This is a genomic window from Paraglaciecola psychrophila 170, from assembly GCF_000347635.1.
Classification (GTDB): domain Bacteria; phylum Pseudomonadota; class Gammaproteobacteria; order Enterobacterales; family Alteromonadaceae; genus Paraglaciecola; species Paraglaciecola psychrophila.
In genome coordinates this window covers 5035025-5056637 of the sequence record NC_020514.1, presented here as the reverse complement: position 1 = coordinate 5056637, position 21613 = coordinate 5035025, and the positions used below count along the sequence as shown (strand labels likewise).

General features: G+C 39.5%; 22 protein-coding genes and 1 pseudogene. 7 read left to right on the top strand and 16 right to left on the bottom strand.

Annotated elements, in window-relative coordinates; all coding sequences use genetic code 11:
- Positions 1 to 503: 503 nt before the first annotated feature.
- The gene (locus C427_RS28945) at positions 504 to 773 is read right to left on the bottom strand and encodes a hypothetical protein (protein ID WP_081588971.1); all 270 of its coding nucleotides are present in this window, start codon (positions 771 to 773) and stop codon (positions 504 to 506) included.
- A gap of 366 nt (positions 774 to 1139) precedes the next feature.
- On the opposite strand from C427_RS28945, the gene rarD reads away from it, so the two are divergent.
- Positions 1140 to 2039, top strand: a complete 900-nt coding sequence (gene rarD / locus C427_RS22255; protein ID WP_007635925.1) for an EamA family transporter RarD — start codon at positions 1140 to 1142, stop codon at positions 2037 to 2039.
- Between the two features lie 36 nt (positions 2040 to 2075).
- Here the strand turns inward: rarD and C427_RS22250 are convergent, their stop codons facing one another.
- Both C427_RS22250 and uvrD read right to left on the bottom strand, forming a co-directional pair.
- Entirely contained in the window at positions 2076 to 3314 is a 1239-nt protein-coding gene (locus C427_RS22250) for a GGDEF domain-containing response regulator (protein WP_007635926.1), read from the bottom strand.
- A 61-nt stretch (positions 3315 to 3375) separates the two neighbouring features.
- Entirely contained in the window at positions 3376 to 5544 is a 2169-nt protein-coding gene (gene uvrD / locus C427_RS22245) for a DNA helicase II (protein ID WP_007635927.1), read from the bottom strand.
- Between the two features lie 118 nt (positions 5545 to 5662).
- Between uvrD and cysE the strand changes: the two genes are divergently transcribed.
- Positions 5663 to 6442, top strand: coding sequence for a serine O-acetyltransferase (gene cysE / locus C427_RS22240; protein ID WP_007635928.1), 780 nt, complete (start codon positions 5663 to 5665; stop codon positions 6440 to 6442).
- A gap of 32 nt (positions 6443 to 6474) precedes the next feature.
- Here cysE and C427_RS22235 read toward each other — a convergent pair whose 3' ends face one another.
- The 7 genes from C427_RS22235 to C427_RS22210 all read right to left on the bottom strand — a co-directional run bounded on the left by C427_RS22235 (position 6475) and on the right by C427_RS22210 (position 12269).
- A complete protein-coding gene (locus tag C427_RS22235; RefSeq protein ID WP_007635935.1) occupies positions 6475 to 7191 on the bottom strand; it encodes an HAD-IA family hydrolase in 717 nt (238 codons plus the stop codon).
- Between the two features lie 32 nt (positions 7192 to 7223).
- Positions 7224 to 8117 carry a tyrosine recombinase XerC gene (locus C427_RS22230; RefSeq protein WP_007635939.1) on the bottom strand — a complete coding sequence of 298 codons (894 nt, stop codon included), beginning with the start codon at positions 8115 to 8117 and terminating at the stop codon, positions 7224 to 7226.
- 8 nt (positions 8118 to 8125) lie between these two features.
- A complete protein-coding gene (locus C427_RS22225; RefSeq protein WP_007635940.1) occupies positions 8126 to 8791 on the bottom strand; it encodes a DUF484 family protein in 666 nt (221 codons plus the stop codon).
- A 21-nt stretch (positions 8792 to 8812) separates the two neighbouring features.
- Positions 8813 to 9643 carry a diaminopimelate epimerase gene (dapF, locus tag C427_RS22220; RefSeq protein ID WP_007635941.1) on the bottom strand — a complete coding sequence of 277 codons (831 nt, stop codon included), beginning with the start codon at positions 9641 to 9643 and terminating at the stop codon, positions 8813 to 8815.
- Positions 9644 to 9809: 166 nt separating this feature from the next.
- Positions 9810 to 11060 (bottom strand): diaminopimelate decarboxylase, encoded by a 1251-nt coding sequence (gene lysA / locus C427_RS22215; RefSeq protein ID WP_007635942.1) that lies wholly within the window; start codon positions 11058 to 11060, stop codon positions 9810 to 9812.
- Position 11061: 1 nt separating this feature from the next.
- Positions 11062 to 11220, bottom strand: coding sequence for a lipoprotein (locus tag C427_RS26605; protein ID WP_162471181.1), 159 nt, complete (start codon positions 11218 to 11220; stop codon positions 11062 to 11064).
- Between the two features lie 539 nt (positions 11221 to 11759).
- Positions 11760 to 12269, bottom strand: a complete 510-nt coding sequence (locus C427_RS22210) for a phosphatase PAP2 family protein (RefSeq protein ID WP_007635944.1) — start codon at positions 12267 to 12269, stop codon at positions 11760 to 11762.
- A 178-nt stretch (positions 12270 to 12447) separates the two neighbouring features.
- Here C427_RS22210 and rraA point away from each other — a divergent pair.
- Positions 12448 to 12934: pseudogene (gene rraA, locus C427_RS22205) on the top strand (ribonuclease E activity regulator RraA).
- Between the two features lie 107 nt (positions 12935 to 13041).
- Here the strand turns inward: rraA and C427_RS22200 are convergent.
- The 3 genes from C427_RS22200 to fldB form a co-directional block, all read right to left on the bottom strand.
- Positions 13042 to 13449, bottom strand: coding sequence for an ExbD/TolR family protein (locus tag C427_RS22200; RefSeq protein WP_007635946.1), 408 nt, complete (start codon positions 13447 to 13449; stop codon positions 13042 to 13044).
- Positions 13450 to 13968: 519 nt separating this feature from the next.
- On the bottom strand, positions 13969 to 14757 hold the full coding sequence (locus C427_RS22195) for a CLCA_X family protein (protein ID WP_007635951.1): 789 nt from the start codon (positions 14755 to 14757) through the stop codon (positions 13969 to 13971).
- A gap of 14 nt (positions 14758 to 14771) precedes the next feature.
- Entirely contained in the window at positions 14772 to 15314 is a 543-nt protein-coding gene (gene fldB, locus C427_RS22190; RefSeq protein WP_007635952.1) for a flavodoxin FldB, read from the bottom strand.
- A 197-nt stretch (positions 15315 to 15511) separates the two neighbouring features.
- Here fldB and C427_RS22185 point away from each other — a divergent pair, with 197 nt between their 5' ends.
- The 3 genes from C427_RS22185 to C427_RS22175 all read left to right on the top strand — a co-directional run bounded on the left by C427_RS22185 (position 15512) and on the right by C427_RS22175 (position 17878).
- The gene (locus C427_RS22185; protein WP_007635953.1) at positions 15512 to 16642 is read left to right on the top strand and encodes a hypothetical protein; all 1131 of its coding nucleotides are present in this window, start codon (positions 15512 to 15514) and stop codon (positions 16640 to 16642) included.
- A gap of 89 nt (positions 16643 to 16731) precedes the next feature.
- Positions 16732 to 17145 (top strand): thiol-disulfide oxidoreductase DCC family protein, encoded by a 414-nt coding sequence (locus tag C427_RS22180; protein ID WP_034898764.1) that lies wholly within the window; start codon positions 16732 to 16734, stop codon positions 17143 to 17145.
- Positions 17138 to 17878 carry an SDR family NAD(P)-dependent oxidoreductase gene (locus C427_RS22175; RefSeq protein WP_007635955.1) on the top strand — a complete coding sequence of 247 codons (741 nt, stop codon included), beginning with the start codon at positions 17138 to 17140 and terminating at the stop codon, positions 17876 to 17878. Before C427_RS22180 ends, C427_RS22175 begins: the two co-directional genes overlap by 8 nt.
- 108 nt (positions 17879 to 17986) lie before the next feature.
- Here C427_RS22175 and C427_RS28940 read toward each other — a convergent pair whose 3' ends face one another.
- Positions 17987 to 18226 carry a transposase family protein gene (locus C427_RS28940; RefSeq protein ID WP_034898767.1) on the bottom strand — a complete coding sequence of 80 codons (240 nt, stop codon included), beginning with the start codon at positions 18224 to 18226 and terminating at the stop codon, positions 17987 to 17989.
- 199 nt (positions 18227 to 18425) lie between these two features.
- On the opposite strand from C427_RS28940, the gene C427_RS22165 reads away from it, so the two are divergent.
- Complete coding sequence (locus C427_RS22165) at positions 18426 to 19847, top strand: sodium-dependent transporter (RefSeq protein WP_007635957.1); 1422 nt, start codon at positions 18426 to 18428, stop codon at positions 19845 to 19847.
- A gap of 49 nt (positions 19848 to 19896) precedes the next feature.
- On the opposite strand, the gene C427_RS22160 is transcribed toward C427_RS22165, so the two are convergent.
- Together C427_RS22160 and C427_RS22155 are read right to left on the bottom strand one after the other, a co-directional pair.
- Entirely contained in the window at positions 19897 to 20715 is an 819-nt protein-coding gene (locus tag C427_RS22160) for an NAD-dependent epimerase/dehydratase family protein (RefSeq protein ID WP_007635959.1), read from the bottom strand.
- A gap of 34 nt (positions 20716 to 20749) precedes the next feature.
- Entirely contained in the window at positions 20750 to 21541 is a 792-nt protein-coding gene (locus tag C427_RS22155) for a YggN family protein (RefSeq protein WP_007635961.1), read from the bottom strand.
- Positions 21542 to 21613 lie beyond the last annotated feature (72 nt).

Genomic DNA, 21613 nt, shown 5'->3' with positions numbered 1-21613 from the left:
GATGCCTAGTCAATATAACCTGTGAACTGCACCAGTAGACACTGGATAGAGCGTACAAAAAAATAAAACTGACCACTGCCGCGTTGATATCTGCAGATGCCCCAATAAATATTGGGTGTTGGATTAGAGATTACAAGTTATGGTTGGCGGCTAAAATCAATAAGAATCCGAGTAATAAAATAGCCACTGTTGCTATAATAGCTCCGCTGAATGGCACGCTTTCTACCATTGTGTGCCCATAAATGTTGCCATAGTGAACATTGGTCCGGATATTCCTTGAGCAGCTGCATAGCTAAAAAGGAACTATTGTTCTGTCAGTGTATCATCAACACTCGTCTGCCAATGTGGCAAGACTACATGACCGCCACCGTAGACTAAACTTCCGTTTTATAAAATGTCGCGAACACACCTGCAATAGAGTCACATTGGCTGAATAAAAATATGCTGATAAGTAGCAACATTGGTGGCCCAGACACCTTTTTTAGGAACTGGAATATATTAGCTTATTCGCTTGAACTTTTATTGCTGATTATGCACATTAACATCGCTATAAGTAACACAGATATTTGTATATAGAATGATTGATAGATGACGAGCAATAGCACACTGATGAGCATTATTAAGACAGACAAGCGGCTGTTGCAAAAAATTGTGAACATTGTGATTACTGCATCTAACACAACAACAACAGCTAATAATTTTAGTCTGCTGCTGACTGAAAGTAGCCAGCTTGCTGGGTTATCTAGATCAACCGACACTTCTAGCCAATACATCAATAAAAATGATGGTAGAGTAAAGCCAACAAAAGCCGCAAGACCATGGCTAGTCCTCCTTTATGTAAACCTTTTGCAAATCCAAATTGGCTGGAGCTAGGGCCAGGCAAAATTTGACTTAAAAATATTAATTTGGCGTAGGCATCGTTAGACAACTATTCCGGTTTTTTCACAGATCTGCGTTGAAAAGATCCAAGGTGTGCTGCAGCTCGACCAAAACTGACACAACCTAACAACAAAAATGTGCAAAACCTCACCGCTCTTTTTCATGGTCACTTTACCTCTATTAGGTTTTCGTTTGCATTTATGAAATGCTTACAGCACACTCCCCGCCATATGAAGCTCTGTCAAAGCTAGGTCAAATAGTTGAACGATAAATCAGTAAAAGCAGGTGTTATTTTTGCACTAGCCGCTTATACAATGTGGGGTATCGCACCCATGTATTTTAAGTTATTAACGAGTGTCCCTGCGCTTGAAATTGTTATGCACCGAATAGTGTGGTCTGTGGTGGTGCTATGTTTACTGTTGGCTGTTCGAAAAAAGTTTAGCCAAGTGTTTAAAGCCATCCGCGATCCAAAAATCATCGTAACCTTATCAATCAGTGGATTATTGTTAGCGGTAAATTGGCTAATCTTTATCTGGGCTGTGAATAACGATAAAATGCTCGATGCTAGCTTGGGTTATTTTATTAATCCATTGTTCAATGTGTTACTAGCGCGTTTCTTTTTGCAAGAAAGCTTAACTAGGTTGCAGTTAATGGCTGTTTTTGTAGCATTAGCAGGCGTCGCTTTTCTAGTGTTTTCATATGGTCAGCTTCCATGGATCGCCCTAGTTTTAGCAACTAGCTTCAGTATTTATGGTTTATTACGCAAAAAAGTGACTGTGGACTCTATGCCCGGCTTATTGATTGAAAGTTGTATTATGTTGCCCTTTGCTTTGTTGTATTGGATTTTCATGGATACAACAAGCGGAAACATGTCACTAAATAGTCTTAACTTAAATATAACGTTGTTATTGGCAGGTGTGGTGACTACCGCTCCATTATTGTGTTTTACTGCTGCAGCTAGGCGTATCCGTTATACCACATTAGGTTTTTTCCAATACATAGGTCCAAGTATAATGTTCTTGCTAGCAGTCATGATCTATCAGGAACCGTTAGATACAACAAGGATGATTACTTTTGTATGTGTGTGGTCAGGATTATTGATTTATGTTTACGATTCATTACGAGTCTACCGAAAGTCTAGACGGATTATTCAAAACTAAATTTAGGGTTAGGTACGATCGGTTGCAAAGAACAGCTTAATCATCAACTAATTGATTTCTTCCATTATTTTTTGCGATATACAGATGCTGGTCGGCTAAACGTATCATGGCGTTTATACCGCCCCTGCTTTTGTGGGTGAGGCCTATGCTAACAGTGCAAGATAGGCTTTGTTTTTCAAAAGTCAGCACTTTATTCGCAATTGCCTTTCGGAAACCTTCCATTATTTGTAATACTTTTTCGGGTGCGGTATTCGAAAAATACACACAAAACTCTTCCCCCCCAAATCGTGCAGCAGTGTAATCTGTAAAATATTCAGCAACTAACTTAGCCAGTTCTTTCAATGTGTAATCACCGCAATCATGTCCATAAGTGTCATTCACTTTTTTGAAATGGTCGATATCGATAATCGCTAGACTTTGTGATTTAGGAGTGACTTTTAGATTTGCAGCGACTCGCGTAAAAAAGTGCCGCCTGTTAGGTAAACCTGTTAAATAATCAGAGTTAGATACACGCCTAATAGTTGCAATATTTTCTAAGCGTTCAACGTTTTGCATAATACGACAGAAAAATTCTTCGTGGCAATAGGGTTTATACAAATAATCAGTTGCGCCACTTTTAATAAATCTGGCAGATAAGCCACTGGTGGTATCTGATGATATACCAATAATGCCAAGGTCTTCTTTGGAATAGGTTTTACGCAGTTCAGAAATCATCTGGATACCGGACATAACTGGAATATTCTCATCTATAATAGCCAGCCTAATATTTGAATGGCTGCGCAAAGATTCCATGCCTTGTTCAGCACTTGCCGCTTCAAAGGTAATGAAATTATGTCTTCTAAGTAGAGCGGTCATAGATTGTCTGCTGACCCTAGAATCATCAACTACTAATACCCCTACTTTCTTATTCTTATCCAATCGACTCAGCAAACGCGTCAGGTATTCATAGACCTGTGCGTTTTCTTTAGGAATGTAATCCACCACACGTTTATTAAGAATAGTAGTTCTGGTTGACTCATCTAGGCTGCCAGTTATTACTATAGTGGGTAAAAAAGATTCAATAGCAAAGTCTATCGCTTCACCATTTGGCGCGTCAGGTAAATTAAAATCGACCACAGCACAGAGGTATTCTTCAGGTGCGGAACTAGAAAAAACATGTTTGGCTTCTACTAAACTAGTGGTGCAAATAGGCTGCAACTGAGCCTTGGCTATAAGACTTCGCATCAGGTTCATACTGGTTTTGCTGTCTTCGACTATTAATACTTTGCGTTGCATGGGTTAAAATGTAGTAGAAAAATTTAATTTAGCAGATTAATTCTTTTCTGGCTTTGGAAAATTAAACTTTTGTTAATTTTGCAAATGACATGACCAGCCATTTACTCCCAAACTCATCGAAGTTAATCTGTACTCTTGCATGTTCGCCACTGCCCTCATAATTCAATACAGTGCCTTCGGAAAATTTAGGATGGGACACTCTCTCCCCTAGTTGAAAGCCTGTTGATTCGAAAGCGGTATGACCCGTAACTGGAGTAAATCTATTTTGAACCGGTCGAGATATGGTGGTCCGCAAACGCACTTCTTCGATACAATCGGTAGGGATCTCTTTGATGAAACGCGACGGGGTGTGATACTTGTCCTGTCCATATACTCTTCTGTTTTCGGCGTAAGTAATATATAACTTTTGCATTGCCCGTGTCATGCCTACATAACAAAGGCGGCGTTCTTCTTCAATTTTACCAGGCTCTTCGTTACTCATCTGACTTGGGAACATGCCTTCTTCAACACCAGCCATAAAAACTAGTGGAAACTCAAGTCCTTTTGCAGTGTGAATAGTCATCATTTGCACAGCGTCTTGATGTTTATCTGCTTGGTTATCTCCTGCCTCTAGAGACGCATGCGCTAAAAAAGCAGACATAGGTGTCATGTTGTCCGCTTCTTCTGGCACCACAAATTGTTTACAGGCGGTGACCAGTTCTTCTAAGTTTTCAATCCTAGCTTGAGCTTTTTCGCCTTTTTCTGCTTTGTACATGGCAAATAAACCGGAATGTTTAATCACGTAGTCTGCATGTTGCTCTAAAGGAAGTGCTGCAGCATCTTGAGTGAGTTGCGTAATTAATTTTGTGAAGGAGCTAAGGGCATTAGATGCACGGCCAGTTAAGCGGTTTTCAGCCAGTATTCTGGAACTGGCATCCCACATGGATAGTTCTGACTCGCGAGCAAGCTCGCGAATTTGTGATAGGGTTTTATCACCAAGGCCACGAGTGGGTGTGTTCACGATTCGTTCAAAGGCAGCGTCATCAATCGTCTGATTAATTAAGCGTAAATAACCAAGTGCATCCCGAATTTCCTGACGTTCAAAGAATCGTAAGCCACCATATATCCGGTAGGCGATAGACTCTTGCAACAATGCTTCCTCTAAAACGCGTGACTGTGCATTATTGCGATATAAAATCGCACAATCAGATAAGGCATTACCGTTGTCTCGCCATTCTTTTATGCGTGCAATGTTAAAACGAGCTTCATCTAACTCATTAAACCCAGCATACAAAGAAATGAGTTCTCCCGGGCTATCTTCGGTCCATAATTTTTTGCCTAATCGGCCTTGGTTATTATCAATTACAGCATTGGCCGCTTTTAATATATTCCCAGTAGAGCGATAATTTTGTTCCAGTCGTATAGTTTTCGCACCTTTAAAGTCTCGTAAAAAATGTTGGATGTTTTCTACATTTGCGCCACGCCAACCATATATTGATTGATCATCATCACCAACAATAATCATATTGTTACTGGGGGCGGCAAGTATCCGCAACCAAGCATATTGAATGTTATTGGTATCTTGAAATTCGTCCACCAGAATCGTTCTAAAGCGTTTTTGGTAGTGTTCTAATACTGAAGGATTGTTTAACCACAGCTCGTGGGCTCTGAGTAACAATTCAGCAAAATCGACTAACCCGGCTCGATCGCATGTCTGTTGGTAAGTCTGATAAATTTCACGCATTTTTTGTTGCGTGGCATCACCATGGGTTTCGATATGCTGAGGACGTAACCCTTCGTCTTTATTGCCGTTGATATACCACTGTACGTGTTTGGGAGCCCAGTGTTTTTCGTCTAGGTTAAGACTTTTAAGTACGCGTCTAACCAATCGATATTGATCATCTGAGTCTAAAATAGTGAAGTTTTGAGGTAGTCCAACATCTGCGTGATGAGCCCGTAGCAGACGATGCGCGATGCCATGAAAGGTACCAATCCACATGCTATTCAGAGCGCTGCCTTGCAACTGCTCTATGCGACCGCGCATTTCTTTGGCGGCTTTATTGGTAAACGTTACTGCTAAAATACCGTATGGGGCAATGCCCTCAACTTCCATTAACCATGCAATACGATGCACCAAAACTCGCGTTTTCCCGCTGCCTGCACCCGCTAAGATAAGCATGTCAGATGCAGGAGCGGCCACTGCATCACGTTGTTTGTCGTTTAACTGGTCAAGAAGTCGAGATACATCCATTACACACAAAATATATTAGAAAAATATATTTCCAGTATATCAGCAACACTGTATTTAAATACACTAAACTCAACCTTATATATAAGAGTAATTGCTTAAATTATATAGCAGAGAAAATATGAGTATTGAATTCTGGCAACAGTTAAAAGACGAAGCAAAGCAGCTTGTTAATAATGAGCCTTTGCTGGCAAGCTATGTGCACACGTGTATTTTGGCTCATCGTAACTTCGAAACAGCGTTAAGTTTTATTTTGTCCAACAAACTAGCTGATGATGTGATGAATGCTTTATCTGTCAGAGAAATGTTTGAACAAAGTTACTTAATACATCCTGAGATAGTTGACGCTGCAATTTGTGATATTCAAGCTGTGTTTAAGCGCGATCCTGCGGTGCACTCATTTCTTACCGTATTACTTAACTTTAAGGGATTTCAAGCGATTCAAGTGTACAGGTTAGCGCATCAACTCTGGATAGCGGGTAGAAAGGATCTAGCCTTGTTTATACAAAGTCGAAACTCAGAAGTTTTTTCGGTGGATATTCACCCTGCGGCAAAAATTGGTCAAGGCGTGATGTTCGATCATGCCACTGGCATTGTGGTGGGTGAAACCGCGGTGATTAATAATAATGTGTCTATTATGCAATCTGTCACGCTTGGCGGTACTGGAAATGAAGCCGGTGATCGCCATCCAAAAATTCGCGAAGGAGTCATGATAGGTGCAGGTGCTAAAATTTTAGGTAATATCGTTATAGGTGAGGGGGCCAAAGTAGGCGCTGGAAGTGTGGTGTTAGATGATGTGCCACCGCATGTCACAGTGGCCGGTATCCCGGCTAAAATTGTTGGTAAGCCTAGTTGTCAGAAGCCTTGCGAAACTATGCGACAAAATATTTTAGAAGATTAAACGTTTATCACTTTTAAAATGACGGATATATTTTAGATAAATGCTAACAACTGGGTTAAATTACTCAGTTGAACATGAGGTAAAAGCTGTGCTTTTTCACTGCGCATCTGCATACTTCTATCCTCAGCATACCAAGCTGTTTGATACCCCGCTCTAAGTGCACCATATATGTCTTTTGGCAAATTATCACCTACATGTAATATGTTTTCGTGTGGGATCTTTAGGTGTGCTTGTGCTGCATCAAACATGGCTTTGTGTGGCTTCATTGGCAATTCCAAACTAGCTTTAAAGTAGGCGCTAAAATACTTTTCAAGTCCAATCTGTTTAAGGTTAACGTTGCCATTAGTCAGGGCTATTAATGGTAAGTTATTCGATAGTGTTTCTAATAAAGAATGAATGCTTCTGTTTATAGTGAAATTGCTTCTTTGAAAATAGAAATGTTCGAAGCACTCTGTGGTAGCTGTCTTTAGCTCGCTACCGGATAAACCCAACTCCATAAAACCAGACTCAAGAGATAATCGACGCAATTCACCCATATCATTTTTTAATAATGGGTTAGCTAGAAGATGTATCTTTTGTCGTGCGCGCCAAAGATTTTTGGCCACATGTTTAGTCGCAGGATATTGGTTATGCATAAATTCAAGTAAAGAACGCTCTGCGTTGATGATGACACTTGTGTTTTCATATAAAGTGTCATCCAGGTCGAATGTAATTGCTTGAATTGGTTTAAGTTTTTTATAATAAATCATTTAGGACTATCTATTCTTTTTGAGTATTCTAATTATTTAGACTTTTTGGCTCTAGGGTGGGCACCATCGTATACGTGGGCGAGATGCTGAAAGTTCAGGTGCGTATATACCTGGGTTGTAGATAAATTAGCATGCCCCAGTAGCTCTTGCACCCCCCTCAAATCTGAGCTTGATTCCAGAACATGAGTGGCAAAACTGTGTCGAAGTTTATGTGGATTAACAGATTGTTCTAGATTTTGCCGAGTCGCCCACAATTTCATACGTTTCGCTATTTGCCTAGTGCCGATCCTATTTTTTAACATACTGACGAATAAGGCAGGCTCTTCACTGGATGCTAGTTCTGGTCTTATCTTAAGCCACACACTTAATGCTTCTAAAGCAACTCTTCCAATAGGTAACAAACGTTCTTTATTACCTTTACCTATAACTCTTAGCTGTCTGTCAGGTTGAATACTTTTTATATTGAGATTAGCCAATTCTGATAAACGTAAGCCACAACTATACATAAGTTCCATCATCGCCTTATCTCGCAAAGCTAGAAGGCCATCTTCCTTGATATCCAATAATTGATGCATCTCATCAACATTTAATTGTTTGGGTAAGGGTTTGGCCTGCTTAGGAGCTTGAATTGAAGATGCAGGGTTTTGTGTTAATTGGCCTTGTTGAACTAGATAAGCGCAAAATCCTCTGATAGAAGATAAGCGTAAAGCGATAGAACGCGAGCTTAGGCTGCTTTTACGTGCATCGTTCAGAATCCTACGGATATCTGATGTATTGAATGTTGACCAACATTCAATATCGAGTTTACTGAAAGCTGCGATAAGCTGCCGCTGATAATTTTCTATCGAGTTACTCGCTAGATTTTTTTCGTACCTTAAATACGCAAGATATTTTTCTAACCAAGTATGTAGGCTTGGCCTCAACATTTTATTAATTAATAGGTCAGCATTTTAGGTAACAAGATACCCAAAAATTGCTGTAGTTGGGTGATCAGTAAGGTATCCATATCTGGATTAAAATGACCTGGATCTTTACTACCTATTGCTAAAATTCCAAGTTCACCCAAATCCCCAATCAGTAATAAAGCCACTGAGTTAGCTTCTTGATCAGCAAACAATAACTTGCGTTCATGCTCACTTAAACGTCCAAAGAAAAGTTTATGTCTTTTAAAGCGTTTTTCGATAAATAAGCGTCGCTGGATCTCAGGCAACGCATGAGCACCTTTGAAAGGCTTTAAGGTGACGGATGCTAACTGCAGGTTTTCTTGAATCACCTCTTCCAAAACAAATTTTAGATCATCAAGGTTAGTACACTTTAGGATACGCAAATTTAAGTCGGCATAGACTCGATAAATGGCTTCGTTCTGTTTGGCAATGGAAATTAATTGATTCAGCTTATGACTCAAGCTTCTGACTTTTTTGCGTAGCTGTTCACTTTGCAATTCCACCAAAGATACACTGCCTTTGTGTGAATGGGGAATACTGATTTTTTCAATAATCTGCGGAAATTGGGTGAAAAACTCAGGGTTTTCAAGTAAGTAAGCGGCTACTTGTTCAGCATCAAGTAGATTGTCAGATTCATATGCAGTCGTTGTATCCATTTTATTTTTGCGACTCTTTGCTCATAAGTTTATATATCCATCAAAAACATGCTCAGCGGCGCCGGTCATTTTTAATACATTATCACCACCTTGCCAACGTATTTTTAAACTACCACCACGCAAATCAACTCTTACATCTTTACTTAATCTGTTTTGTAACTGCCCTACAGCTACTGCAGCACATGCTCCGCTGCCACAAGCTAATGTTTCACCAGCACCTCTTTCAAAAACGCGTAGTTTGATGTGGCTATGATTGATAATTTGCATAAAGCCAACGTTTGCACCTTCACTAAAACGTTCATGTTTTTCAAGCAAGGGGCCCATTGTCTCCACATCTGCTGTTTCCACATCATCTACCAGCAACACACAATGGGGATTACCCATAGAAACAGCACCACAAAAAAAAGTGTGCTCCTGTGCTCTTATGATGTAAGTTTTTTCACGCTTTTGTGCTTTTATCGGCACCAAACTTGGCTCAAACTCGGGTACCCCCATATTTACTGTTACTTGCCCATCTTTCTCAAGATAGAGAACCATACGACCCGCTTTGGTACTGACTACAATTTTATTACGGTTAGTTAGGCCTTTCATTTTTACGAAGCGAGCAAAACAGCGTGCGCCATTTCCACACTGAGAGACTTCAGAACCATCGGCGTTAAATATTCTGTAATGAAAATCTTGGTCGGGATCATAAGGTGGCTCAACCATTAAAAGTTGATCGAACCCGATACCAAAATTTCTGTCCGAAAGTTGTTGAATTTTCTCTTTAGAAAAAAATACGTTTTGCGTTACATTATCAATAACAACAAAATCATTTCCCAGACCATGCATCTTTGAAAACTGGATTTGCATTGCGACTACTTAGCTAAACTTTTGTCAACACGCTTTAGAACATACGTGTTTTATATTATTAAATAGTTATATCATTTCAGCGAAAGACTGACTATGTCTTTAGCTTGATACAGGCTAAATAATCGCAATATTTATTAAATAAATATTTAAACCCATAAACCAATAGTTATGTTGGTATGTGCTCACTTTCAAATAATTGTGATATTTTTTCACGCTCTCTGACTAGATGCATCTTATCGCCATCAATTAATACTTCTGCGGCCTTGCATCGACTATTGTAGTTTGACGCCATAGCAAAACCGTATGCACCCGCACTGCGAACTGCAAGGTAATCATTTGGTTCGATAGCTAGCTCTCGGTCTTTACCGAGAAAATCGCCGGTTTCACAAATAGGACCTACTACATCATAAATAGCTTTGATTCTTTCAAGTCCAGCATCTAAAGGAATGATATTTTGCCATGCTGAGTAGAGCGCTGGGCGAATAAGATCGTTCATCGCTGCATCAACAATAGCAAAGTTTTTCTCCGCCCCCTGTTTTAGAAACTCGACCTTAGTTAACAAAATCCCAGCATTAGCCATGATTGCTCGGCCAGGTTCAAAGATAAGTAATAGCTCTTCTCGGCCCTTCAATCGTTCAGTGATAGCTTGTGTATATTGGTCTGGGTGTGGTGGCTTCTCATCATTATAAGTTACACCTAGCCCACCCCCTACATCGAGATGATGTATATGGATTTGGTGTTCAGCAAGCTCGTCTATTAAGGCTAACAATATATCTAGGGCATCTACAAAAGGGGTTAATTCCGTTATCTGAGAACCAATATGGCAATCAATGCCGATCACATTTAAATACGGCAGGCTATGCGCATATTTATAGATTTCAACAGCTTGTTGGCGTTCAACTCCAAACTTGTTGTCTTTAAGGCCTGTAGAAATGTATGGGTGAGTTTTAGCATCAACATCTGGGTTAACTCGAATCGATATGGGCGCTTTTTTACCAGCTTTCTCAGCTACTTCGTTGATACGGGTCAGTTCACTGCGTGATTCAACGTTAAAACATTTAATATTATGTTCTAAGGCAAAAGCAATCTCATCATGGGTCTTACCTACCCCTGAAAACACTACTTTGCTGGGATCACCACCAGCTTTGAGCACACGTGTTAGCTCCCCACCAGAAACAATATCAAAACCAGAACCCAATTTGGCCATCACATTTAACACTGCCAAATTAGAATTAGCTTTCACAGCATAACAAATTAAGTGTGGCTGACTACCGGCTGCTCTATCAAATGCATGCCAATGTCGTTCAATTGTGGCCTTTGAGTATACATAACAAGGCGTACCGTGAATGTGTGCTACGGTTTCAAGGGCTACGTCTTCAGCAAATAGTTGTTGATTTTTATAGGCAAAGTAGTCCATATCAATTTGTTCCTTGTTCGGCAGACTCAGTGGATGGTTCTAAGTCTGGTGTTGGGGTGTTTGTGGCAGGTTCTTTAGGCGAATATAAAGGAAGTTTTTGGCCACAGGCAGTGAGTATGACTACTGCCAAGGAAACTAAGCCAATTGTTTTCAAATTCATTCTGTTTGCCATCACAACATACCCGTTAATTTATAAGTTGTAATCATGTCACTACCGAGGGTAAAAACAAAGAGATGCTAGGCTTAGAATTGCTTATTTTATGCAATATGAAATAACTAAGATAAAAAATTGGGGGAAGATTAAATTTAGACTTAGTTTCGTGATGTTATATTCAGTATATCGCTGGGAAGTTGATAGTTGTATTACATTTTAATCTGCAACATAGAGTTGCGTTTCATAGCTGAGCATTGCTCTTTTAATACCTGACTTATTAATACTCGGTTTGCGGTAAGTCACTTTTTAGCCTGCAGCCGCTAATATATAAGCCTTAGGCTTATCAGTAAGCTGGCGCAAATCTTATAAAGATAAACTCTGGATATGTATATTTCCAAAACTATCCTAGATGAAGTATTCATATCATCAATGCAGTTAAGTGCAGGTGCTTAATATTATAGTAAGTTTGAACTTTAATATGTCTGATTCGAATGTGGTAGCTACTTATATTTTATTCAAAGATAATTTTCATTAGTTGTTTGATTTTAAAGTATCAACAAACTTATTGTGGAAATACCTAATCCCAATAGTGCGCCTGCAAAAATATCACTGGGATAGTGCACACCTAAAAGCACTCTGGTTACTCCGATGCAACTTGCCCATACATATGCAATAACACTTAGACTAGGATAAAAATGGGCGATTAAAGATGCCATCAAAAAAGCAGCTGCAGTATGCCCAGAAGGTAGGCTAAATTTATCGGATGGCACAATATGGGCATTAAGCTCAATTATATGATGACATGGGCGCTCACGTTTTAAGCTATTCTTCAGCAATAGGTAAATAGGGATTTCTAGCATGTATGCTAACAATCCAGAGTAGAGAAATAATGGCCCTTGTTGCGGTTCCAACCACCAAAGCATCACTCCAATAATGAGGTAAAGTTGACCATCTCCAGTTTTTGATAGCCACTTTATCCAGCTGCAATCTCTATTTGTTGTAAGATTAAACACCCAATAAAACAATGCTTCGTCATGTTGTGTTAAGGATTTCATTGATAAGACCTGCACTGTGATTATCATCAAGCATAATATTTAGAAACTGTGAAAAATAGGTGACACTTTTGCTAAGGCTTTATGACAGTGTTAAACCGCTCTTAAAACTTTATTTACGCTGGATTTGCTGTGTACTAGCAGTATACTCATACTTGACTTAGTTATATTAGGAACAAACATGGATTACAATACTTCTACTCTTTGTGATGTCTTTGCCGACAGTGTTGACGTGGTTGAACCCATGTTTGTGAGTTTTGGCGGTCGGGTTTCTTATGGGGGTGAAAATTACCACCATAAAATGTTTTGAAGACAAGGGTTTAGTGCTAAAAACCTTAGAGCAACCTGGACTTGGAAAAATTTTGTTAATCGATGGTGGTGGCTCCATGCGCCGAGCTTTGATTGATTCTAGTGCTGCGCGGTTGGCCTTTGATAATGGTTGGGAAGGAATAGTATGTTACGGCAGCGTGCGTGAAGTTGATGAGCTCGAAGAAATAAATATTGGTATTCATGCCATCGCTTCAATCCCCGTCAGTGCAGACGACCAAGAGACGGGTGAAATGGATGTGGCAGTTAACTTTGGTGGTGTAACATTTTTGCCAAATGACCATTTGTATGCTGACAGTACCGGTATTATTCTCTCGCCAGAGCCTTTAGATCTTGAGTAAATTTTAAAGATAATTTATCAACAATTGACCCTCAGCAACAAATCGGCAAAAAAAATGCTGCTATTCATTGAATAGCAGCATTTTTATTAATACTGAATAGTTTGGTTTTATTTAGCAACCAATACTGAGACGTTAGCAATACCGGCTCTTTTTACTTCGTTGATAACTTCAGTTACATCACCGTGTTTGGCTTTTGGATGAGCCTGAACCGCAGCTGAGTCCTGGTTATTTTCGGCCAAGAAGCTTTGAATGTTAGCTTCAACGCGGCGAATATCAACCTGACGGCCGTTAACGACTATTGTGCCGTCTTCTTCTACTCGAATGGACAGTGATTTAACATTAGTCGGTGGTGGTGGCGTTTTAGAATCTTTAGGACGATTAACTTCTAAACCTTTCTCTTTTACAAAAGAAGTGGTCACAATAAAGAAGATAAGCATGATGAACACTATGTCCAACATGGGAGTCATATCAATTGCAGCATCGTCGTCAGAGCTGCCGTGCTTTTTTCTTTTCATCGGTATAAATCGCCAATTGAGTTAAAACAAGACTGCCTAGTATAAAGGCAGTTGAGCTTCAGAGCATCTATTAATTAACTTAAAATCAACAAAACACTCAGGTTGTAAGACATTTCACTTACACATAGCGTGCCCCAAATGATAAAAATAATCCAGTAGGTTTTACAATTTGTTGTTCTAAGTAAAAATTGGGAGTCGATTTTTAAGATGCAGAACTAAAATTTAAGTCAGACTTGTAACGCAACATCGTATGTTAAACATGAAGTCGAGCAATTTTATCGAAAGTGGAATTACAGAGTGTTAAAAGTATACCTATATTACTTACAGGTGTTGCGCTGTGTAATGGTAATAGATAATTTGTATTAGAAAAGCTTCAAGGTTAGCTGCTTGATTAACCATGACTATATGCGATATCGAAAAGGAAGAGTAATATAAGTGCATGAAATTCAGTATCAATGGGGTGTGTATGAGCCGTTATTTAAACTTCAATGCATTTCAAATGCAGCGTTAATAATCGTTTTATGTTTTTACAACTTTCAATCCACGCCCCAAGTAATAAAAATAATCCAAAATGTTTTTAGAAATAGTTGCTCTGAGCTCCTTTGCAGGATAAATCCCCATTTTCGCTTCTGGACTTTGTTTAGTGCCCTGTACCAGAAATGCATTTTTGGTGAAGTGGTCTTGAATACATGCTTCGAATGCCCGTGCAACTAGCTCTTGCGGGCGAGCGTAATAAAACGTTTTCAGCAATTTATCTGCTTGGGCGCTGCGCTTGATATACTCATTCGGCTGGCTTTTATCTGTGCCTAAAAAAATTGCTTCGAAACACTGACTGAGCTTTATATTCAGTGGATGAGATATTTGTTTCTCGTCTTGTAACCAACATTGAGACGCAAACTGTTCATGCGACACCTGAACAAATAATTTATCACAAATATAGTGGTCAAAAGCATGAAACCACTCGTGGGCAAGTGCCCCGCCCCCTGCATTTTTCGCTAATGCTAGTTTCTTTGTATTTGACTCATAGTGAGCGCTGCTATGTTTTCTTCCGCCGCTACCAAAGGCTAAAGACAGGCTACCGTTTAGAGATATTACTGCTTCTGGTACTTGTAAAATATCCATTAAATCACACAATGCATCAAAAAATAGATTTGCCGCAATTTGTTGTTCTGCGGCCGTGACCCATTTGCCGATTGTGACAGTGCGGAAGCCAAAAATTTTAACGATATCTTGAAAACTAACATCAGCACCATCTCGATGAGAGGGACCGTTACGATAGAAAGGCTTGTGTATTCGTGAGTCTGACATTTGTAAATTAACGACTACAATGTTTTTATTTCAGCAATTAACTGGTTACACCAACTGTCGATGCGCTCATCAGTTAGATCGTATTGGTTTTCATCATCAAGACTTAAACCAACAAAAAAACTACTATCTTCGGTGAGCGCTTTTGAGGCAATGAAGTCGTATCCTTGGTTAGGCCAGTAACCTACAAAATCACACCCTAATACGAGCAGTTCATCATGCAACATACCTACTGCATCTTGAAACCACTCTGCATAACCTAGCTGATCGCCTAAACCAAAAATGGCCACTGTTTTATCTGCTAAGTTTAGCCCCGCAATGTCTTGCCAAGTCGATTCCCAGTCCTCTTGTAACTCGCCAAAATCCCAAGTGGAAATACCAAAAATCAACGTATCAAAACTTTGAGTTTGGGCCAGGGGGATATCTTTAATATTAAACAATTCTATGCAGGTATAACCCACCAAATGGTTTATTTTAGCTTGAATCTTCTCAGCGGCCATTTCGGTATAACAAGTTGTAGAGCCATAAAAGAGGCCTATTTTAAATGTATTATTAATCATACTGTCCTGTCATGGGATTATTTTTAGATATATTCACTACTATCAGCATACCTTGGTGCTACTGAGCTACAAAATATTGTTTGTAATTAAGGATAATAAAAATTGCCTATATGGATCAATTTTATATTCCTTCATAAATTTGTGTAGGGTAAACTTAAATTTAATTAATAATTTATAACGATGAGATTAGACCGTATATGAGAGCTAGTGTGGGTTTTATGGTAGGGATTTGCAGCCTATTAGTTAGCTGTGGGAAAACGCCAGAGTCGACACAGATAGAGCAAGTAGAGCAAAACCTGCAGGTTAATGGTCATTGGATTGTGGAACAAGATGGCCAAGTGATGCTAAACCCTCAGACATCAGGTTTGGTGAAATGGCGTGATGATTTGTTGACCTTGAGCGATCGTAGTGCTCATCCTTCACAACGTCTGCGCTTGCGGACTATCTCTAAAGATGATGCTTTGTTAAGCGGTCCTGATTTGCCAATGATTTTATCTGAAATATTGCAAACAAGCTGTTTTGCCGCTTATATAAGTGATAACCCTGATTTCGAAGCGTTAGTTGTCGACCCTGATGATGACAACGTAATTTATGTGGTCACAGAAGATGCGACTTACGCAGAACCGATGTCAGAGACTTGCCAGCAAAAATACTTAAATTCAGGCTCAACAATTTATCCTACGTTACTTGTTAGGCTTGAATTACAAGCCAATAATACAGCGTTGATGACTCACATTCGTCCAATCCAATTTACTGCTGATATGCAGATTGGTAATTTCCCTAATGATGGGGTTGAAGCCCTCGCATTTGGCCAAGCTCGCACCTTATATATAGGTATTGAAAAAGACAATAACAAACAAGCCAGAATCTTTTCACTACAAATGGGAAGTGAGTTTTGGCACTCAGATGAATTTGCAGTTGTGTCGAACTTTTCTTTGAAGTTGCCCGTTTTTGATAGCGGTAATCATCCGATTAACGGCATGGACTATTACCAAACACCCGATGGTAGAGACTTTTTGCTAGTTGCAGCTAGAAACGATGAAACGTTATGGGTGGTAGATTTATTGGGTGAAAAAGAAACTGTCATTTTGGGTATCGACTTTTTTGCCGAAATCCAAACAAGTAGTGTGGGATGTGAAAACTATGAAGTGATGGACAATGCATCCATAGAGGGTGTAGCGGTAATGGGTAACACCTTATGGCTAATTAACGACCCTTGGAAGGCCGTGTACATAAATAATATTCAGTGTGATCAAAATCGTGCACATTACCAAATATTTGCACCATTGTTGTTCAGTGTGCCGATACAATCAAAATGGTTCGATTAACTCAAACTGTTTTTAGTAATGATATAATGTAATCCACAATGTAGTTATCAACGTATGATGAAGTATATTACGGTAACTTTGCTGATCAAATGATACAGAATCCACCCCTCACTATTTTTTATGATGGTCACTGTCCTTTGTGTTCAATAGAAATGAACAAATTAAAACAACTGGATAAACAGCAAAATATCCTATTTGTGGATATACAAGAACCTTCTTTCTTTGTAGATTATCCACACCTAGACTGGAAAGCGTTAGATGCGCGTATTCACGGTTATTTGGCTGATGGTAGTTTGATCAGTGGATTAGACGTCACCTACCTAGCTTGGAAACTGGTAGGCAAAGGCTGGGTATATGCACCATTAAGATGGCCAGTCATAAAATGGTTTGCTGATATTGCCTACAATATTTTTGCTAAGCATCGGCACCGGATTTCTTATATGTTGACTGGAAAGAAACGCTGTGTTCCTTGCGAAACTAAAAGTGAGAAAATTGATGTTTAAAGGCAATGCATTGGTGATAGGTGCCTCAGGAGGCATTGGTAAAACATTGGTGAAAAAACTATCTGAGTCAGGCGAGTATGAGCATGTGTATGCAGTGTCTCGTTCATTACCAGCATCGCCTATCGAAGGTGTGGAATATCATACACTGGACTCTGAAAACGAAAGTTTAGTGGCCCAGTATTGCCAACAACTTAAACAAGCGGGTGGTCAATTTAGCTTAGTTGTATGTTGCATAGGTGCATTACACGCTGTTGGTGCTAATAATCAAAAGATTAGTCCTGAAAAACGTTTAGAAGATATTCAGCAAAAACAACTTAACTTTTACTTCAACACTAACGCTGTGCTACCGGCTATCTGGTTAAAACATGTAGAGCTACTTCTTAAAGGCTCTGAACCATCAAAACTAGTTTTCTTTAGTGCCAGAGTTGGCAGTATTACTGATAATAATTTGGGTGGCTGGTATGGATATAGAGCGAGTAAGTCAGCTCTTAACATGATCATAAAGTGTGCACAGATTGAATGCCAAAGAAGAGCAAAAAATATCTCTATCGTTAGTTATCATCCAGGCACAGTTGAAACCGAGTTGTCGAAACCGTTTCAATCGAAAGTGCCTAAAGGAAAATTATTTACTACTGATTTTACTGTGATGCAGTTACTTAAAATTCTCCCCAGCCTAAGTGCCGAAAAGGGCCCACACTATATTGACTGGCAAGGTAGCGTTATCCCTTGGTAATCAGGGCATCGCATTAAAACAATTGTAAACACCTTTAACAGATAATTACTGTATTGAACTGTCATTTGTTGCTTAATTTTAATACCTAATTTATGTTCAGTTTCCGACTTAAGTAGGTTTAACGATGTATGGCATCATATTGCCATGTTCAAGTGATAAATACTGCCATGACCATTTCAGTTTCATCTTTGCAAATTTTTCAATGGCCACCCAACTAACATAACCGCAAATAACGGCGCACAGCGTAATAAAAAATATGTCATCCAATTGTATGTAATTGCTTTCTATGAAGGCGTGGGTCGGAATTATTTTGAAATGTTCGACAAGTGTAGGCTTTTGTTTGGTCATTTTACGGTGTTTAAAGCAAAGTAATAGATCGAATCAGGGGGGGCGGTGTCAAGCTATTTTTAATGCGTTTGCCCTGCTTGGTAATTTGTTTTAAAGATTTATTCTGCAATTTGTAGTAGCTGTATTGTCAACATAAAAGACTTTCCGAAAATCTGCTGGTAATATCTATCCAAATTATAAAAATAATAAAGGATAGGTTATGAGCGCACCTCGCGAGCAGTTTGGTTCACGTTTAGGTTTTATTCTAGCCGCAGCTGGTTCGGCTGTTGGCATTGGTAATATGGTAGGTTTTCCGGTAGCAGCTACTAAAAATGGTGGTGGTGCATTTTTATTGATTTATGCCATTTTTGTGGCATTTATTTGTTTACCGGTAATGTTAGCTGAAATGTCTGTGGGTAGGCACAGCCGCAAAGATCCCTTAGGTGCTTATTCTTCAATGACAGGTGGGCATAAAGGCTGGAAAGTAGCGGGTTGGCTTTCGATTATCACTCCCTTCATGATTGCGGTATTCTATTTAGTCATCACTGTTTGGATATTCGGTTATTTGTACCACTCCGTAACGGGTAATCTAGAGATGCTTGCCAATCCAGATACCTTTGGGTTCTTTATTAATGGTTACGACTTGTTTTTTTATATGGTCGCTGTACTCGCTATCATCTATTTAATTCTGCAAGGCGGGGTAAGACAAGGGATTGAAAAAGCCGCTAAATTTATGATGCCTACCTTGTTTGTTATGTTAGTGGCCTTAGTTATTTTTGTGCTGACGTTGGATAATGCGTTTGAAGGTGTGAAATATTATGTGATACCTGATTTCAGCAAAATTAACGCTTCTGTGGTTAATGGTGCGTTATCCCAGGCATTCTTTTCATTGTCTTTGGGTATGGGGATCATGATCACCTATGGATCTTATCTAGATAAAAAGACCGATGTGCCGGGCTCGGCAAAAATGGTGGCTTTGTTGGACACTGCCGTCGCTTTTATTGCAGGTTTATTAATTTTACCCGCCGTGTTTTCATTTAATCCCGATATCAATACCAACGATTTAAGTGACTCGTCGGTGGGTATGATATTTACGTTTTTACCTAAAATATTTTTGGCATTACAAGCCACTATTGGTTATGTGGGCGCCAGTGCCGTTGCTAGCTTTTTCTTTTTATTAGTCTTCTTTGCTGCTATTACTTCGATTGTTTCAATATTTGAAGTGCCGGTAGCGGCGTTGATGGAAGAGAAAAGCTTCAGTCGTCGCAAAGCCTTGGGCTGGATGGGGCTACTGCTCGTGATTATGACGGTAATGGCTGCAACATCATTTGGTATGTTGGATTTCTTCACTGGTTTTGTCAGTTATGCAGGACAGTCCAAGTCATTCTTCGATGTGATAGTTGATGTGTTTTACGACACCATCTTACCTCTTAATGGTCTGTTAATTTGTCTATTTGTTATCTACCGCTGGAAGAAGGAAAATTTCAATAAAGAACTAGATGAAGGTGCACCCAATTATGAGCATAGCTGGTTTGAGCGTTATGTTGATTTCTCGGTAGGTACTTTTATCCCTGTCATTTTGTTATTGGTGTTGATTAATACCATTGCGTTGAAATTCTTTGGTGCTGCATTGATAGGTTAGGCTATTTTTATTCGAGAACAGTCATATAAAATAGGCAGTAACTAACGTGTTACTGCCTTAACATATCAAATGGACTGGGATATTTAAGGGATAAACCCAATATTTGAACGCTTCTTGTCGCGTCAATCTCTTTCCCTAATGCGACACCTGTGCCTTCAACAAATTTAGGTGCACTGAGACCAAGTTTTTCCGCAGCCCAGGTATAATATTGAGCGCGAGACGGGTGCTCGAAAGCACTCAAATGTAAAGTCTGTCCCCAAATATTTCTTTCAATCACCGTTTTAATGGCGCAAACAACATCATCTTGGTGAACCAAGTTCACTATATGGTCGGGATTCATTAACCCTATTTTACCAGCAAGATAATTCGCGGGATGGCGGTCTTTACCCACTAAACCTGCAGCTCGAATAATAGTACTACTGCCTGCAAAATTTTCCTTCACTAACGCTTCTACTGTTAAATTGATTTGCCCTGACTGAGTTTGTGGGTGGGTTGGGCTTTGCTCAGTGATTGTGCCGCTATTATCGCCATAAACCGACGTAGAGCTGATAAAAATCAGGTTTTGTATTTGGCTATTTACGGCATGCTTGAGTAGCGCTTTCATGTGCTGCACATATTGTTCTGATATGGGGCTTTTTCGACCCACAGGGATGTTTAGCACTAATACCCTGGACATGAACAGTTTAGCTAAGCGACTATGCCCCGGCTCGTCACCCAACTCAAAACATTCCACATCAAAACCTAGTTGAGTTAATTTATCGGCTTTTTGTTGGCTCCGACAGGTGGCAACAATATTGTGGCCACTTTCTTGAAGATTAATTGCCAGAGGCAGCCCTAACCAACCACAGCCAACTACTGATATTTGCATTTGTATTGTCCATATTGTTTTTAGGCAAAAGGTATCACATGCGACGAGGTTGGTCGTGCAATTGAATAACATCCAAACTAGCGAGTTGTTTAATTTTCTGTAATTGAGTTTCAGCAAAATCTACTTGGGCAAGGGTTGAACACAACGCATCTGTTTTTTCTTCTAGAGCAGTAGCTTGATACCCAACCTTTTGTTCCATTTGTTCGCCAAAACGTTCCATTTTTTGTTCGAACTCACCCATGTCTCCATCACTAAAAATGAGCTGCGTGCCTATTGCTACCATTAAGTGACCAATGGAGTCTGTGACCAAATCTTCGATTGCTTCTTCAAAGTGTGACTCCCATTGTTCGCCAAAAAATTCGCCGTTTTCAAACGACTCGGCATGCAAACGAATGGCACCATTATCAGAATAAAAATTATATTGGATCTGCTGATCAAGATTGCGTAATTTTTCAGATAATTCGGCTAGCGCTGTATTATCTGAACCTAATAATTCGGTGAATACCTCGTTCAGTGCAGTGCTTGCTAGTGCTACTGCATCTTTGGCTATCGTTGCAGCTTGCGGTACAGCCTGACTGATACCGTTATAATAGTTATCAACCCAATGTTGTTGTTGTGTATTCAAGGTCAAAGCAGTGCCATCAACATGTAAAACTTTATCTTGGTCAATAGTCATGCGTGTATTGTTGTCTAAAGTGACTGCCAATATATTGTTTTCTAATTGCATGTTGCCATTGAGCTCAACGTCACACTTAGAATTTGAATCTAAGGCAAAGACTGGAAGTGAACAACAAACTAAAGCTCCAACAAGTATCATATTACGCATGAAATTCTCCTAATTGATTAATAATTAATTACCATTTAGGTATAGCAAAGCCTAAGCCAGAAATTAAAAGTC